Genomic DNA, 17,638 nt, shown 5'->3' with positions numbered 1-17,638 from the left:
TTAATCTCGTTGTGTCATTTTTAAATTGACTTATCTATACTTGCCTCATCGACTATAAAAATGACTATCATATTAATTTTAGGAGCGCCATTGACCCATGTATACTCATAAAAAACTACTAGCCTCTTTACTTGCGGGTAGTTCAGCATTACTTATCTCGCAAAACGTGCTCGCAGCCCCTGTCGTATTAGAATTGGACTATGAGATTCCTGTCCAACAAAACCAAGTCGCGTTTGTACCATTCGCAGGCGATTCTGTTTTGTCCCCTATTATTTTAAATGATTTGAATAATACAGAACTAAAAGTCACCAGCCAAAACCTACCGCAGCAGCCACGCAGCAGTAGCGAGCTGGCAGGCACACTGCCAGTATGGCAAAGTATGGGCATACCTTATTTGGTCGTCGGCAGCACTCGTACCAATCGCGGCAAAATCGTCACCGATTATGAGGTCATCGATGTCAAATCTGGTCGCGTGATAGAAGGCAAGCAAAGCCTAACCGCTGACAATAACAGAGAAAGCATGCGCTACGCCGGTCACGTCATCGCAGATAAAGTCTATGAGCTGATTACGGGCATTCCAGGGGATTTCTCAGGGCGTATTGCTTATATAGAAGAAACAGGCACTGGTAAACAAAAAGTCTCTCGTCTAAAAGTGATGGATGCTGATGGTGAAAACGCCAAAACCATCACTGAGGTGGCAGGGTCTATCTTCTCTCCCGCTTGGTCGCCCGATGGTAATCGTATCGCCTACTCGGTACAACGTGAAAAATCATATCCCGTCATCTACATTCAAAACGTCAGTGGCGGCGGCGCCAGTGTGCTAACGCCTTTTTCTGGTAGTAACTTGAGTCCGTCATTCTCTCCTGATGGCAGCAAAATCCTATTTTCTAGTAGCTTTGAGGGTAGCGCCGATATCTATGAGATAAGCGCAAGCGGCGGTACGCCTAGACGCCTCACTAATTTGCCAAGCAGTGAGGTGCAGCCAAGCTACGCTCCTGATGGCAAGTCATTTGTATTTGTCAGTGACAAAGCTGGATTCAATAAACCACAAGTCTATCGTTATGAGTTTGGCTCGGGACGCACCACCAAAGTATCTAATGGTGGCTATGCAACCAGTCCGCAGTTTAGCAGCGACGGAACACAAATCGCCTTTTTAAGTGGACGCTCAGCCGCGATTATGAATAGCAATGGTGCGGTGACGACCAACCTTGGTAATACGGGTATCGATGAAGCCCCAAGCTTCTCACCCAATGGCAAGCGCGTGGTCTATGCGTCAACCCAAGGCGGCAAAGGTGTACTAACGATTAAATCATTGAATGGTGGCGAAGCGTTCGGCAAATCAGGACAAGGCATCATCCGCTCACCCGTATGGTCATCAAGTCCAAAGTAATTTAGGCAACTGAATCACAACGTTAGAATTTACTCATACAAAAAGCCTTAATCATAATGAATATGATTAAGGCTTTTTTGTGTCATAAGCTGCTAGAAGAAAAGTGATAAAACCTACTTAGTAAAACCTGCCCGCCGTCTTATGCACTCTTCTTAGGTACCCTTCATTCGAACTCATTTTTCTTCCTTATTGTTAGTAATAAACCCGTAAACCGGTTAGTACCAAAAAAAACATTGCATTAACTTTCATTTTACCTATATCCTAAATAGGTCTGACTAATTGGTCAGGTTATTTAGATATTGGCCAACAAATATAAACTATTACTGTTGTCTATTTTAAGGTCGGGAACTTACCCCTATTATTTGAATCGATAAAAAACAGGTCAAGGATTGGATTTTAATTTTTATCTAATGATTTGTTACGTTGTCTGATATATACAGTTAATTGGGTGCTAAGCAGTTATTCTAGGAGGAAACCACCATGAGTGAAAACGTTCCAGCAAATACTGATTTATTATATAGACTGCACGACCGCCCCAACCCTATCAAAGCATTCTTAGGTGCCATACAGCACGTACTTGCTGCTTTCGTTGGTATTATTACCCCTTCATTAATCATCGGTGGCACTTTAGGTTTAGGGGAACATATCCCCTATCTGCTAAGCATGTCCTTAATCGTATCTGGAGTCGCGACTTTTATTCAAACGCGAAAAGTAGGGCCCATCGGCTCTGGCCTTATGGCATTACAAGGCACCAGTTTTGGTTTTTTGGCGGCAGTATTGACCGCAGGATTTGTAGTAAAAAACCGCGGTGGTAGTCCTGAAGAGATTTTATCCGTTATCTTTGGTGTGTCGTTTCTCGGTGCATTTGTTGAGATATTTTTGAGTCAATTTATCACCAAACTCAAATCATTTATGAGCCCTATTGTTACTGGCTGTGTGATTGTCACGATTGGTTTGTCCCTAACAAAGGTAGGTCTCACTGATTTGGCAGGTGGGTTTGGTGCTGAGGATTTCGGTAGTATTCCAAACCTACTCTTAGGTGGTGGCGTACTCGTCAGTGTGGTGCTCATTAGCATTATTAACAATAAGGTTATTCGCTCAAGTGCTATCTTTATCGGTCTGATGTTAGGCTTGCTCGCTGCCGTATTTATGGGGCGCATTGATTTTTCATTGGTGTCTAAAGCGGATTTTTTCACCGTTCCCATTCCCTTCAAATATGGTTTTGGTTTTGATTGGCAGGCATTTATTCCCATTGCCTTTATGTACATCATTACCAGTATTGAGACCTCAGGCGACTTGACCGCTACCTCGATGATTTCAGGCGAACCGATCAAAGGCCCTCTCTATGAGAAGCGCATTAAAGGTGGTGTGTTGGGTGATGGTGTCAACTCGCTGATTGCGGCTGTATTCAACACTTTTCCTGTGACAACCTTTAGCCAAAATAACGGCGTGATTCAGATGACGGGGATTGCCAGTCGCTATGTTGGTTTTTATGTTGGCGGTATCTTGTGCCTGATGGGTCTATTTCCTATCCTTGGTGCGATTTTCACGCAGCTGCCCAAGCCTGTCGTAGGCGGGGTCACGCTACTGATGTTTGCCACTGTCGCAACTGCGGGTATTCGTATACTATCCACCGTGGATTTTACCCATCGTAATGTCTTGATTATCGCCACGTCACTAGGATTAGCAACGGGTATTGCATTCGTTCCTGACGTACTCTCACAGACGCCGCAATTTTTCCAAAACATCTTTGGCTCAGCGGTGACGATGTCCGGTATTGTGGCAATCACGCTTGATATAATCCTACCAAAAAACTACGGTGTAGAATTTGATACGGCTGAACAACATGCCGAAGATGGCTTAAAAACAGCGCAAAAAGTGGCATAAATTTGAATGTTTAGCCCTGTCTGAAAGTAAAACGAGGTGCCATAAAATTTGTTTATGCACCTCGTCCACTGTGATCGCTTAATCACAATGACTTAACTGTATATAGTCATTCAAGTCCACAGCCTCGTAAAATAAAAGGCACTAGAAAATCTGCTGCGCGCGCTTCATCTTCTGCGTCATAAGCTGTTTTGTCCATCAGGCCGACAATTTCAATCTCAAATTCAGCGTAACGCTGGGTCGTCGCCCATATCAAAATTAGTAGTTGCAAGGGATCTGTAATCCCAATCTTGCCTTGCTTATGCCACTCTTTCATGACTTGCGCTTTATCATTTACCCAATCTTTCATCGTTGTTGACATAAATTCGTGCAAGTGAGGCGCACCGCCGATGACCTCAATGGCAAACAACTTATGACGACTAGGATTGACAAAAGCTTGATGCAGCTTGGTACGGACAAACTTTTCAATGACAGTTTTTGGATCGCTGTCCACTGTCATGGTCACCAAGCCGTCATTCCATTCTTCAATAATCGAGCGTAGCACCGCCATATATAGGTTTTTTTTGTTTTTAAAATAATAGTGAACGTTGGCTTTAGGCAGTCCTGCTCGATCAGCGATGCCTTGCATTGTAGCGCCGCGATAGCTTTGGAGCACGAACTCCTCTTCAGCGGCTGCCAGTATCAACGCTTGATTGTGCGCGCGCGTAACTTGTTGACTACGATGCGATGGCGCATCAGTAGTCAGGATATCCTCTTTCTGATTATCTTGAGTCATAACAATGGTATCTCACTCCAAGTGGCTGGTTCGACAAAATAGTCGCTATATTTTTGAATGTTTTTATATATCAATGCACAGATTTTCGCAGCATGAGCCACCAAATAAAAAAATTCTCATAAAACAGTTGACCAATTAGTCAGGTTTTAGCAGAATGGTAATTATAAATCACACGTATTACGACCAAAACTATACTGCCATGTCATTTTGCGGCTCAACTATTAGTATTTCCTCAAAAAATACGTTCTGTATCGTCAATTTATCATGATTAGAAAGCTAGCAACTTAAATACGCACTGTGGGTTTGCTTAAATAAAAATGCAAACGTCGAAAAACTAAAAAATGAACCATAAAAACATCGATTGCTATCGCTAAGTCTAAGCAAAAAACCACCATGTATAAACCTTTATTAAACAATAGTTATCCAGTCCACATAATGGGCTGTCATATCAACAAAAAGGATATCACCATGAGCTTAACCTTAGCGCAATTTAATAATTTGTCTCAGGAAGTAGCTATTGCTCAGCTTTTAATCTGCTGTACCAGTAGCGTTTGGGCAAATAAGCTTGCCAATGCGCGTCCTTTTGCAGATTTCGATGCGCTCTTAGCAAGTAGCGATGCTATCTGGCATGACGTGCAAACCAATGAGGCCAACTTGCTAGAAGCATTTGATGGACATCCGCAGATCGGTAATGTGGCTTCGTTAAAAGAGAAGTATCGCAACACACAAAGTAGCGCCGCCCATGAGCAATCTGGCGCTAATGATGCGGCAGACGACGTACTCGAAGCGCTCGCTAAAGGCAATCAAGATTATCTTGATAAATTTGGTTTTATTTTTATTGTCTTTGCAACCGGCAAAAGCGCGCAGCAAATGCTGGATCTGTTATTAGCGCGCCTGCCAAACGACCGTGCCACAGAGCTGGCCAATGCCGCCGCTGAGCAAAATAAAATCACACGTTTACGTCTAAGCAAACTATTAGGTAATGCTTAGATGATCAACAGCTATCAAACCACATTATTACTATCAATGTTTGTCCGACGTTCTACTTATCAAATACGCTAGCATCATTACTCTATTTACGTCTTTACTAAATACAAAGGAAGCCTTATGTCTGCCACCTTATCGTCACATATCTTAGACACTCATTTGGGCACGCCTGCAGCTGATATCGCCGTCCGCCTACACCGCATACCAGACAGCGGTGGCACGATACTGCTTGCGCATGGGACGACCAATCACGATGGCCGCGTGACACCAGATGCTTGGCAGTTTGAGTCAAGCATTGATGGCACTGAGCGTCAGCTAGATACGGGGCGCTATACCGTGACGTTTGATACTCAGGCATATTTTGATGCCCAGCAGTTGACGGCATTTTATCCGCAGGTGGTCATCGACTTTGTGATAAAAGACGCAAGCCACTATCACGTGCCATTACTTCTGAGTGCGCATGGTTATAGTACCTACCGCGGATCATAACCGACCCTTATTATCAAAAAACTGTGAGCGAAAATCGTTATCCGCTCATAGCCATTTTATTTAGACATTGTCATATTAAAGGACATTTACCGCATGGGCGCTTATCTTCTCGAATGGTTGAGTTTATTTTTTCGCTGGTTTCATGTTATCGCAGGGGTGGCATGGATTGGTGCATCGTTTTATTTTGTGTGGCTGGATCTGAGCCTACGCAAGCCACCACAGTGGAAAGCAGACAAAGGCATCTCAGGAGATCTGTGGGCCGTACATGGTGGCGGGTTTTATGAGATTGCCAAATACAAGCTCGAACCAGAGGAAATGCCAAAAACGCTACATTGGTTTAAGTGGGAAGCTTACACGACTTGGCTGACGGGCGCGGCGATGATGTCTATCGTCTATTATGCCAATGCAACTGCCTATCTGATCGATCCAAGCAAAGTGCCTTTTACCAGTATCGGTGCCATTGCGACAAGCTTGCTGTTTTTATTTGGTAGTTACTTTATTTACGAAGTCATTGTGCGCAGTCATTTGGGTAAAAACGCCTTTATCTTTAGTACCCTGATTTTTATCTTGTTGGTTATCGCGAGTTGGGGTTCTTATCAGCTGTTTAGTGATCGCGCCTCGTTCATCCATATCGGGGCGATTTTGGGCACGGTGATGGTCGGTAACGTATTATTCGGTATTATGCCAGCGCAGCGAGCGCTCGTAGACTGTGTGCGGCGCGGCGAAAAACCGGGCAAAGAAGTCGCTGAATTGGCACTGCAAGCCAAAAACCGCTCACTGATGAATAACTACTTTACCCTGCCACTCATCTTTACCATGATTAGCAACCACTATCCGATGATGTATGCTCATGAAAAAGGTTGGTTGGTATTGGTCTTCGTCGGCGTTATCACTGCAACGGCACGTCATTATTTTAACCAAAAACATTTGGGGCATAAAAAACCACGCTACTTGGTTATCCCAGCCATACTGACGGTATTGTTGATTATTTGGATGCGACCTGAACCAATTGATCCAGCGCCTGCAATGCCCGCTACTGCCGCAGTAACACCTACGACAACTAATAGCACCCCAACAGCTACAAGCGCGACTACTAATACTGATAACGTTAATAATAGCAGTGTTAGCAATAATGCTGCCACTGCTGCTGAAGCCGTACCAGTGAGCGCATCAGTAGATGACGCTATGATGGATGTTGTACATACACGCTGTAGCACTTGTCATGCAGTGCAGCCCACACAGCAAGGCTTTGCCGCACCGCCAGCCGGTATTATTTTGCAAACACCAGAAGACCTAAAAATACACAAAGCAAAAATTGTTACTGCGGTACAAACTGGCTATATGCCACTTGGTAATATCACTCAGTTAACAGATACAGAACGTCAGCAGCTTGTAGCGTACGCATCATCCCTGTAGTTTGTTATCAATAGAAAACTTTCCTTGGCGAGCAATATTCAATTAAATATTTAAGGCTCTACGAGATATAGGAACATAAACAATGAGCAAAAAAATCATCAGTGATTTTGATCAAAATACATACCCACGCGACCTAAAAGGCTACGGTGGCAAGCCACCAAAAGCCAATTGGCCAGGCGGTGCAAAAATCGCCGTACAGTTTGTCTTAAATATCGAAGAAGGGGCAGAAAATAGCGTCATCCACGGCGATGGACAGTCCGAGCGCTTTTTGTCGGATATCTTGGGTACGCCCGAGTTTAACAACCGTCACCAGTCTATTGAGTCTGCATTTGAATACGGCAGCCGTGTTGGTGTGTGGCGGGTGTTGGATGTATTTAAAGAGTACGGCGCTCCTATCACCACTTTTACTTGTGCTGCCGCTGCCGAAAAAACCCCGCATATTATCGAGCGCGTATTAGAAGACGGTCATGAGATTGCCAGTCACGGTCTACGCTGGATCACTTATCAATATATGTACCGCGAGACGGAACGTGAGCACATTCGCCGTGCAACCAACATATTTGAGCGCATGCTCGGCAAACAGCCGCTCGGCTGGTACACGGGACGCGATAGCCCAAACACGCGCGAGCTGGTCGTCGAACAAGGTGGCTATCACTATGACTCTGACTCCTATGGCGATGAGCTGCCTTACTGGCTCAATGTCAAAGCCCAAGAAGGCGATCTAATCACACGCAAGCCGCATTTGGTCATCCCTTATAGCTTAGAGACCAATGACATGCGCTTTTCTTCTAGCCCGGGGTTTACTCACGCCGAGCCATTTTATCAATACCTCAAAGACAGCTTTGACACCCTGTATGAAGAAGGCGCAGAAACCCCCAAAATGCTGACCATCGGTTTGCATTGCCGTATTATCGGACGGGCAGGACGTATCAAAGCGTTAAAGCAGTTTTTGCAATACATCACCAATAAGCCTGACGTTTGGATATGCCGCCGTGATGAGATTGCCAAACACTGGTATGAGAACCATCCTGCAACACCAGACAATACAGCCAACTGGATGTAGCTTTTGCCATTGTCTCGCTCATTGAATACATCGCAGTGTGTCGAATAAATAAAACAAGCGGCACACGATCAATTAAACCTAATATTAAACAAAAGGAATCATGATGAGTCAAAACACCTCAGAAGTCGGACAAATTATCTCAGCAAACAATCTGCCTGAGAGCCTGCCAGCCTTTACTAAAAAATCTAACGTGGCTGACAGTCGCTTGGGTGCCAAAGCGCTATTTGCGACCGATGACTTTTTTGCGGATAAAAGCCGCATCCTAAACCCTGATGCGCCTGTCTTTGTGGTCGGCAAATTTGATGATAACGGCAAATGGATGGACGGCTGGGAGACGCGTCGTAAGCGTCATTTGGGCTATGATTATTTAATCATTCAGCTGGCGCGTCCGACCAAAATTGCGGGTCTCGATATTGATACCAGTCACTTTACGGGTAACTTCCCCTCTTCTGCTAGTGTCGATAGCTTATACGCGCCAGAGCTACTACAGCAAGATGAAATTGAGCTTACTAGTCTCAGTAAAAAAGACTGGGACAGTAAAAACTGGCAGCCCCTTGTTGGCATGACCCCACTACAGGGCAATCACCATGAGTTTATCGAAACTGATAACGAGCAAACGGTCACACATATCCGTTTGAATATTTACCCAGATGGCGGCGTGGCTCGACTGCGTGTCTATGGTGATATCCAACTTGATGCCAGCCTAAACAATCAAGGTGAAATGCTCGACTTGGCAGGCGCGTTAAATGGCGGTCGTGCAATCGCCAGTAACGACGCACATTTTGGTGCCGCCAGCAATCTACTGTTACCGACCAAAGCGCCCAATATGGGTGATGGCTGGGAGACGCGTCGCCGCCGTGAGCCAGGCAATGACTGGTGTATTATTGCCTTAGGTCAAGCAGGTATCGTGGATTCTATCGAAATCGATACCGCTCATTTTAAAGGCAACTACCCTGATAAAGTCTCCATTCAAGCCGTCTACTCGCCAAATACCCCAGAGCAAACCTTAGTGACGCAAAGTATGTTTTGGGATACGTTGCTTGAGCCGCAAAAGACCAATGCGGATGATGTCCATACCTTTGGTAACGACAAACTCCTGATAGACCAGCCTATCTCGCATATTCGAGTCAATATCTTCCCCGATGGCGGTATCAGCCGCGTGCGCGTGTTTGGCAAAGTAGCAGATCAGGCGGGTACTAAATAATGAGTGTCATCCTAACGGCTCAGCCTTTGACCAAAGCCGACTTTGCCCCTTACGGCTCGGTTATCGAGCGCTATAGTGAGGAGGAGCAAACCGCTGACAACACTTATGAGATCAATAATGGCTATGCGGTTCGCCATCATGCGCTTGCTGCGAGTCAGCTTGAGGGTGGCACTGTCGGTATGAGTATCTTTCGGGCCAAAAAACGTGAGAATCCGATTGCCCTCTCCGTCATGGAGTATCATCCGTTTGGCACGCAAGCATTTGTCTCGATGGAAGGTCAGGATTATGTCGTCGTCGTTGCCAAAGCAGGCACGCCGCCGCAATCGCCTGATGATCTGGCCGTGTTTTATGCCAAGTCGCATCAAGGCGTACAGTATGCTGCCAACGTTTGGCATCATCCCTTACTGGCGCTTGGGCGCGACAGTGATTTTTTGGTGATTGATCGTATCAATGGCGAAGGTAACAACTGCCATGAGATAGACATTACGGACTGGGATGTGCTTATTGAGTTAGAAAATGCCAGTTAGGAAAAAAGCCGCCAAGCTATCTCATAAGCACAGACAAAAAAGCACAGAACAAAAGATACAGACCAATCAAAGCCCCGTTTATGATATATAAATGGGGCTTTTTTGTGACTCATGTTTTTCGCCAGTTTATCAGACCGTAGATTTTCGATAGCGGCTCTGACCGGCAATTATCGTCTGCTCAATCACTCTATCATCACCCAGCATCATCAGCACAAATAACTGCTCTTCAAGGGTTTTGGTCTGCGCCATACGCCGCTCTAACAATGCTGTGGCCTTCATATCAATCACGACAAAGTCCGCTTCTTTATTGGGCATAAAGCTACCAATCTTATCATCTAATAGTAGCGACTGCGCATTGCCCAAAGTGATCTGATACAACCCTTGGTGTGCTGATAATTGATTACTTTGTAGTTGCTGGACTTTGTATGCCTCTGATAACGTCGTGAGCATCGATAAGCTCGTGCCTGCTCCAACGTCGGTGGCGATACTAACACCGGTATAACTTAACGTCTTTGGTAAATCGAACAGCCCACTACCCAAAAACAGATTGGACGTTGGACAATGTGATATCTGCGTACCAGTCGCGCGTAGACGCTCGTATTCTGGTGTCTCAAGATAGATACCATGTGCCAAGGTGGTACGGCGGCCCAGTAATCCCATATCATCATAGACGTCGAGGTAACCTTTATGATTGGGATACAGCTCCTGCACAAAAGCCACCTCATCACGGTTTTCTGCCAGATGCGTTTGCAAATACACACTGTCATGGCTGGCATACAACTCACCTGCCAGACGTAATTGTGTAGGGCTCGACGTAATCGCAAAGCGCGGGGTGATGGCCACATGCTGACGCCCACGCTCATGCCAATTATCAATGATATCTTGAGTGTCACGGATACTTTGCTCAGCAGGCACACATAGCGGCTCAGGCGCATTTTGGTCCATCAAGACATTACCCGTGATCATACGCGTATTGAGCCTATGGCTTTCAGCAAAAAACGCTTCGGCAGATAATGGATGACTGGTCGCAAAAACCATCGCACTGGTCGTGCCATTGGCAAGTAATTGGTTCAAAAAAAACTGCGCGGTATCATGCGCTATTTTTGGATTACCAAAGTTGGCTTCCGTCACAAAGGTATAATTATTGAGCCAGTCGAGCAGTTGCTCACCATAAGCGGCGATCATATCTATCTGCGGATAGTGAACATGGGTATCGATAAAACCCGGCATGATGAGTTTGTGCCGATGGTCATGAATCTGTACTGGTTCTTGACCGTCATTAGTAGCGGTCAGCACATAATTTGCTAGCATCGCCTCTCGACTGCCATAATTAATAATCAGTCCAGTCTCATCATCAATAACAAGTGCGCCGTCGGCAATATACTCAGGGTAAACACGCACGCCTGCAATTACTGGAAGCAACGTTGTATCTTTATCAACGGTCAGATTTACGAAAAATTCAGGAATTCTAGTATCGGATAATTCAGCAGCCGTACGCTTAGCAAGGTCATCTTCGCTAATATAATGTAATAAATGAGCTTGATAAATATGTAGGGTCATTTGGTAGTCTCACAATGGCGTAGTAGTACTGAGCGTTTTAATTATTTAATGAAAAATGACACGGTTTCATGAAGTAATTAGTCCCTTCAAAGAGCAACCTGATGATAACGTTGTAATAGCTGCGCTACGATAGACACGGCCACCGCCATCGGCTCTTTACCACCAATTGGTAATCCGATTGGCATGATGAGCTGATTGACTAGTTGCTCACTATAGCCACGCTGAATCAAACGATCTCTAAAACGTTTGGCTTTGGTGGATGAGGCAATACAGCCAATATAAGGTAATGAGATATCCGAGCGCTTACTATCAGCTAAGCAGATATCAGAAATAGTATCTAATGCTGCGCGCACCAGCTCAAAATCCACACTATGGTCATGCGTCATAACCAAAATAAAACGCTGACCACCCTGCTCGATAAATGGACGCACAAAATCGACAGGATCGTCATCGATATGCGGACGGATATGCCTTGGTAGCTGATAGAGTTGTGATTGATTCGGTGTAGGGTTTTGGTAGGCACTGTTGCCTGCTTGGCCCGTTTCACTGGAGTTGGTTTTATCAATCAAGTAACGCTCAAACATCTCTGGGCGACTGTCTACCCAATCTACTTGACATGGCAATTCAGCAAGGATAGTCATGAGCGCTGATGCCACATGACCTGCTCCAAATACCAGTACAGACATTGGCGGTGTCACGTTAAAGCATTCGAACATAACAGTGACGCTACCGCCACAGCATTGGGCCAATTTCGCACCCAACGGGTAATGCTTAGTATAAACCGCGTCTCGGCGTACTGTTTTAGAAGAAGCTGACGCGCTTGTCTCATTAGCTTCAGAAATTTTTGGTTTGACTTGTTTGGATACCGTGGCGGATATCTCACCACTTAATAGCTGACGAGCAGTAGTAATCACATCGTGCTCTAGACCGCCGCCACCCAGCGTATCTACGATACCATCCTGCGTGATAATCATCTTTGCCTGTAGTGCACGCGGGGCCGAACCATTCACAGCCACGACCGTTGCCAACACATGAGCCATGCCGCGCTGCTGATATCGCGCTAGACCTTCATACCAGATGTCTGGCGGGGCTAATGACTCACTCACTGTGCGCAGGACCTCTTGCCCCTGCAACATTTGGGTGCTCTATCGCCTCTGGCTGCTCATCGGTCTGTTTACCGGCTACCTCTTTTGGATCGATATCTTTGGCATGACGCACATCTTGCGGCATGACTTTGTCGTTATAGAGATCGCCCTTTTCTTCTACACCTTTGGCAAGGCTATCCATCGTATCCTTGTCCGCCTTGGTCTCTAGATCCCAAGACGAACCTTCCATACGCATAACTGCTTTTAATACGGCTTCTGGGGTCGCAGGCATGGTCAGCTCTGGATTTTTTCTGTAGTCTCCAAGGCTAGCCACCGCGTTATTGAGAGCGCACCAGACACTGGCAGCCAGCATAAACGGCGGCTCACCAACGGCTTTAGAGTTATAAATCGTTTGTTCTTCGTTTTTGCGATCATATAATTTGACATTCCACTGCTTAGGCAAGTCATGCGCTGTTGGAATTTTATAGTTGGCAGGACTGTCGGATGCAAGCTTTCCTTTATCATTCCAGATCAGCTCTTCTGCTGTGAGCCAGCCCATACCTTGCACAAAACCCCCTTCAATCTGACCGATGTCAATGGCAGGGTTGATTGATTGTCCTGCATCATGCAGCACATCACAGCGCAGCACTTTGTACTCACCTGTCAGCGTATCAATCTCAACCTCAGCACAAGCAGCACCTAGCGCAAAGTAGAAAAACGGACGTCCCCATGCTTTAGAGCGATCATAAAATATCTTCGGCGTTTTATAGTAGCCAGTAGACGATAGGCTGATGCGATTTTGATACGACAGCTGAATCATTTCGGCAAAGGTTAGTGTCTTTTTATCACCGATATAGACATGGTTTTGTTCAAAGCGTATGTCTTCTTGTGACACCTCAAAATGCTCAGCTGCAAATTCAACAATGCGTGCTTTGATGCTTAGACAGGCATTTTGCGCTGCTTTACCGTTGATATCGGTACCTGATGACGCGGCAGTTGGTGAGGTATTAGGTACCTTATCCGTACGAGTCGCTGACACTTTTACTGTATCTAGATCCACATCGAACTCATTGGCGACAATTTGGGCGATTTTAATATATAAACCCTGCCCCATCTCCGTACCGCCGTGGTTGAGATGGATGCTGCCATCGGTATAAACGTGTACCAGCGCACCCGCCTGATTGAGCGCCTGCACCGTAAATGAAATACCGAATTTTACGGGCGTTAGCGCGATACCTAAACGCTTGTCACTACCTTCAGCGGCGGCTTGTTTATTGGCTGCTATAATTTGTTGACGGCGCTTGTCGTAATCGCAATCGGCTGCCAGTTTGGTCATGATGTTTGCTAAATCGAAATGCTCAATGGTCTGACCGTAATGGGTGCTTTGACCATCTTGATATAAGTTTGTTAAGCGCACTTGCAGCGGATCCTGCCCTAATGTATAGGCAATATGGTCCATCATATATTCAGCGGTCATTAGCCCTTGTGGACCACCAAATCCTCGATAGGCCGTATTGGATACGGTATGCGTCTTACAGCGATGACCCGCCACACGAGCCGCTGGATAGTAATAGGCATTATCACAGTGGAACATCGCTCTATCGACGATGGCATCAGATAGGTCTGGCGCATAACCGCACAGACCAGCCAATTGCATATCGACGCCCAATATACGCCCAGACTTATCTAAGCCAACCTCATAACGATTGGCAAACTCATGACGCTTACCGGTCACGACCATATCATCTTGGCGATCTAACCGCATACTGACAGGAACGTTATGGCGCTTGGCAACGATACCGCACAGACACGCCCATGCCGCGGCTTGCGTTTCTTTACCACCAAAACCACCACCCATACGGCGTACGACCGTATTGACCGCATGAAAGGGCAAATCCGTCACTTCGGCGACGAGCTGCTGCACTTCACTTGGATGCTGTGACGACGTATACACTTCCAGCCCGCCATCATCACAAGGCACCACATACGACACTTGTCCTTCAAGATAAAAGTGCTCTTGCCCGCGCATATGAATATGACCTTCAATACGAATCGGTGCACTCTCAAGCGCCGTCGCCGCATCACCACGCTTCATAAAATGACTTGGACGCACAAATAACTCTTGCTCTAGCGCTTTATCAATACTAAGTACCGCTGGCAATGGCTCATATTCTACTACTGCCTTGGTGGCGGCTTTTTTGGCAGCGCGATGGCTGGTTGCCACCACCACAAATAGCGTCTGACCGACATACTCTGTAATGTCATTCACCATCAGTGGCTCACCATCAAACACCGCACCGATATCTGTCTGCGCCGGTAAATCTTTAAAACTTAAAACATCAACGACCCCATCAGCCTCTCTGACAGCACTCAAATCCATACTCAATATACGTGCATGAGCATGGCTGCTTTTACCTACTGCTAGATGTAGCGTGCCTTGTGGTTTGGTAATATCATCCACATAAGTTGCCGTACCCATCACATGGGTAATCGCACTATCGTGTTTGGCTGACGTGCCGATCTTGTTTTTTGGCGGACGCACGCGGCGGATACTATAACTGTCAAATAAAGACGAATGATGGCTCATAGCAAATCTCTTCTATTAGTACGCATTTACTGATGCGCTTTTTTATTTCTGACAAATACACTCATGACGCAGTATTGATACTCAATTACGCTGACAGTCAAGCGCTCTCAGCCTGCCTCTCTGCTACTAATTGTTTACCGCACTTCACCAGTAGACGCTGCACCACATGCATGCGATATTCACGGCTGGCTCTGACATCCGTCATCGGTGTGACATCTGCAGATAGCACCTGTGCCGCCTGCTCAAAACTTGCAACATCAGTAGCTTGACCAATAAGCGCTTGCTGACAGTGCACTGCAAGCAGTGGTATCGCTGCCATGCCGCCGAGCCCAAGCTTTGCATTGTCGATAATTGCACCATCTGCTGACACATCAAGCCGCGCCGCAAGCAAGCACGCTGAGATATCATCTTCGTAGCGTTTGCTAATCTTATGAATAAATAAATGCTGATGATCTTGCATCAAAGGAATATGAATAGCGACAATATAACTGCCTGCTTGCAGCTTGGTCTTTTTATAATCTAAGAAAAATGCTGATAACGGTATGATCTCATCCGTATAAGGCGCATGACTTGGCTCTTCACGATTCGGCGCGCAATGACGCAAATGAATAGACGCATCTAACGCCAATAAAATCGGTGGCAAATCACCAATTGGAGAAGCGTTGGCTATATTGCCGCCGATGGTGCCCATATTACGAATTTGCGGAGAGGCAATGCGCTCAAACACTTGCGCAAAACTTGGAAAATACTGCTCAAGCACAGGGAGCATTTGCTTGTAACTCATGCCAGCACCTAGCACTAGCGACTGACTTTTAGTTTGTTCGTCAGTCGATGTGTTACTATTTGCATCTGATAGCGACCAAGACTTTAGCGCCTCAATACCTGAGAGCTGAATAATGATCTCGTGATCGATTAGATGCTGGGTCACACTCAATCCCAAATCCGTACCACCTGCCCAGATCGTCGCCTGCGGATTAGCTGCTAATATTTGATTAAGCTCGTCTAGTGACTTGGGTATATATAACTGTCGCCCAGCATCATTGAGTGCAGGGGCAATGGCTGTTGACTCTACATTGTCCGACTCGGCTTCAGCTGGCGCATTTGCAGATACTGCTGATTCCTTTGTACTACCCATCGCGTCTGTTGCGAGACTGATAGTCAAGTCTTTCACCACCGACTGCTCTGCCTCTCTTTTCTGACCGATATCGCTCATCAGTAGGCCTGCCTCGATAATCGGACGATAGCCTGTACAGCGACATAAATTGCCCGATATTGACGCAACCACTTCATCATAGCTCAACTGCTTAGCATCACTCTGACTTGCTGCTTCTGAACTTGTCTGCATACGATTGTTTTCGTAAACGCAAGCCAGTGACATGACAAACCCAGGGGTACAAAAACCACACTGCGACCCGTGACACTCAACCATCGCCTGCTGTGCTGGATGCAGCAAAGCACGTTCTGGATGATGCTCAGGATTTTCCGCCAAGTAGGACGCTGTCATCAGGTGATGACCGTCCATCAGCGACACTAGCGTAATACAGGAGTTAATCGTATAGAATGGAGGCGTAGCATTTTTTTCGTTGCCATTTTCATCATTAAGCGTTTGCTGGTTAGTGCTAGGCAGGCGTTGAGCCATTACCGTACAAGCACCGCAGTCACCACTGCCGCAGCCTTCCTTCGTATCCGTTTGGCCTTCATGCAATCGTAGATACTCAAGCACTGTCGTATTGGGGTTAAGCTGGGTTAGCTCATGGTATTTTCCATTGAGATAAAAACTAATCATAGCAAGGCTCGGCTAAAATAATGAAAGTGAGTATAAGACTGAGAAGCATTCGTGGTTTGAGTACGAAAGGTAAACGCTTAATCTATATTTTGCTGCAACCGCTCAAGTAAGTTTATCGGCAAGTACGTTTTTAGTTTTTAATATACTTACTATTTATTCTATGTCGCATTTGCAGGATGTCGATGAGCAGGATATCGCACACTCTTTTATAGCAAATAAATCGACCATAAATAGCAGTAATTATCAGGAGCTTTTGCCAAGAATTAGTACTGCTATATACCTGACTATTTGGTCAGCTTTCAACATATTATCACTATTCTTATTTATAACACAACCCATTCAAACATCTGTCGATACTGCTAAATGATTGACCCTCAAGCCGCTATCTGATAACCGCTATCAATCCTAACAGCAGAGATAGTTTATAAGACTCGTCATGTTAGTCATTGATATATAGTCGAACCACTATTAAAGTGTTACAGCGTTAGACTCGTTTAGCCTACTACTGTAGTACTTGCACTCGTCTGCCTCGTACCACTTTTAATATTGATTGACTATAGCTAATACAAACGCATAGTAGACAAGTTACGTCATGACTGAATAAATAATTTCTTCAAAAACAAAGCCAAGTCTTCGTACCTTTTTAAGGTTATATAACCGACCTGTTTTTATATATAATACCTAAAAGTAAACCTTACTTTTAACTGTCATCGCTTCTAACGATAGATAGACATACAAGATATATTACTGGGTAATATATCGTCTCTGAGATACTATTATGAAGTCACTTACCTCTATTTGTCTGCTGATAGCGTCGCTAATGCTGACTGGTTGTCAACATTTCCAATTTGTTGATAGCCCTATTCCTGTTAAGCCTGTACCGAC

The 17,638-nt window shown here is 45.6% G+C and carries 13 protein-coding genes; 8 read left to right on the top strand and 5 right to left on the bottom strand.

The window, feature by feature from the left end; all coding sequences use genetic code 11:
• The first annotated feature begins 97 nt into the window (after positions 1-97).
• Both AOT82_RS00995 and AOT82_RS00990 read left to right on the top strand, forming a co-directional pair.
• Positions 98-1,390 (top strand): PD40 domain-containing protein, encoded by a 1,293-nt coding sequence (locus AOT82_RS00995; protein WP_071001418.1) that lies wholly within the window; start codon positions 98-100, stop codon positions 1,388-1,390.
• Between the two features lie 480 nt (positions 1,391-1,870).
• Complete coding sequence (locus AOT82_RS00990) at positions 1,871-3,277, top strand: nucleobase:cation symporter-2 family protein (protein WP_071001417.1); 1,407 nt, start codon at positions 1,871-1,873, stop codon at positions 3,275-3,277.
• A gap of 106 nt (positions 3,278-3,383) precedes the next feature.
• Here the strand turns inward: AOT82_RS00990 and AOT82_RS00985 are convergent, their stop codons facing one another.
• Complete coding sequence (locus AOT82_RS00985) at positions 3,384-4,049, bottom strand: TetR/AcrR family transcriptional regulator (RefSeq protein WP_071001416.1); 666 nt, start codon at positions 4,047-4,049, stop codon at positions 3,384-3,386.
• A 468-nt stretch (positions 4,050-4,517) separates the two neighbouring features.
• Here AOT82_RS00985 and uraD point away from each other — a divergent pair, with 468 nt between their 5' ends.
• From uraD to AOT82_RS00955, 6 genes are all read left to right on the top strand, one after another.
• Positions 4,518-5,039, top strand: coding sequence for a 2-oxo-4-hydroxy-4-carboxy-5-ureidoimidazoline decarboxylase (gene uraD / locus AOT82_RS00980; protein ID WP_071001415.1), 522 nt, complete (start codon positions 4,518-4,520; stop codon positions 5,037-5,039).
• 117 nt (positions 5,040-5,156) lie between these two features.
• The gene (uraH, locus tag AOT82_RS00975) at positions 5,157-5,525 is read left to right on the top strand and encodes a hydroxyisourate hydrolase (RefSeq protein WP_071001414.1); all 369 of its coding nucleotides are present in this window, start codon (positions 5,157-5,159) and stop codon (positions 5,523-5,525) included.
• A 93-nt stretch (positions 5,526-5,618) separates the two neighbouring features.
• Entirely contained in the window at positions 5,619-6,941 is a 1,323-nt protein-coding gene (locus AOT82_RS00970; RefSeq protein ID WP_071001413.1) for a urate hydroxylase PuuD, read from the top strand.
• 82 nt (positions 6,942-7,023) lie between these two features.
• Complete coding sequence (puuE, locus tag AOT82_RS00965) at positions 7,024-8,004, top strand: allantoinase PuuE (RefSeq protein WP_071001412.1); 981 nt, start codon at positions 7,024-7,026, stop codon at positions 8,002-8,004.
• 103 nt (positions 8,005-8,107) lie between these two features.
• Positions 8,108-9,208: an allantoicase gene (gene alc, locus AOT82_RS00960; protein WP_071001411.1), complete on the top strand. Its 1,101-nt coding sequence runs from the start codon at positions 8,108-8,110 to the stop codon at positions 9,206-9,208.
• A complete protein-coding gene (locus AOT82_RS00955) occupies positions 9,208-9,735 on the top strand; it encodes an ureidoglycolate lyase (RefSeq protein WP_071001410.1) in 528 nt (175 codons plus the stop codon). The genes alc and AOT82_RS00955 overlap by 1 nt, the downstream gene beginning before the upstream one ends.
• A gap of 129 nt (positions 9,736-9,864) precedes the next feature.
• Here the strand turns inward: AOT82_RS00955 and guaD are convergent, their stop codons facing one another.
• The 4 genes from guaD to AOT82_RS00935 all read right to left on the bottom strand — a co-directional run bounded on the left by guaD (position 9,865) and on the right by AOT82_RS00935 (position 16,753).
• Positions 9,865-11,295: a guanine deaminase gene (guaD, locus tag AOT82_RS00950; protein ID WP_083328797.1), complete on the bottom strand. Its 1,431-nt coding sequence runs from the start codon at positions 11,293-11,295 to the stop codon at positions 9,865-9,867.
• An 86-nt stretch (positions 11,296-11,381) separates the two neighbouring features.
• A complete protein-coding gene (locus AOT82_RS00945; RefSeq protein WP_071003581.1) occupies positions 11,382-12,401 on the bottom strand; it encodes an XdhC family protein in 1,020 nt (339 codons plus the stop codon).
• On the bottom strand, positions 12,394-14,967 hold the full coding sequence (gene xdhB, locus AOT82_RS00940; RefSeq protein WP_071001409.1) for a xanthine dehydrogenase molybdopterin binding subunit: 2,574 nt from the start codon (positions 14,965-14,967) through the stop codon (positions 12,394-12,396). The genes AOT82_RS00945 and xdhB overlap by 8 nt, the downstream gene beginning before the upstream one ends.
• 97 nt (positions 14,968-15,064) lie before the next feature.
• A complete protein-coding gene (locus AOT82_RS00935) occupies positions 15,065-16,753 on the bottom strand; it encodes a xanthine dehydrogenase small subunit (protein ID WP_071001408.1) in 1,689 nt (562 codons plus the stop codon).
• Between the last annotated feature and the right edge of the window lie 885 nt (positions 16,754-17,638).

The organism is Psychrobacter sp. AntiMn-1, assembly GCF_001854065.1.
GTDB lineage: Bacteria > Pseudomonadota > Gammaproteobacteria > Pseudomonadales > Moraxellaceae > Psychrobacter > Psychrobacter pacificensis.
The sequence above is the reverse complement of the archived record's forward strand: the minus strand, read 5'-3'. Positions and strand labels throughout refer to the sequence as shown.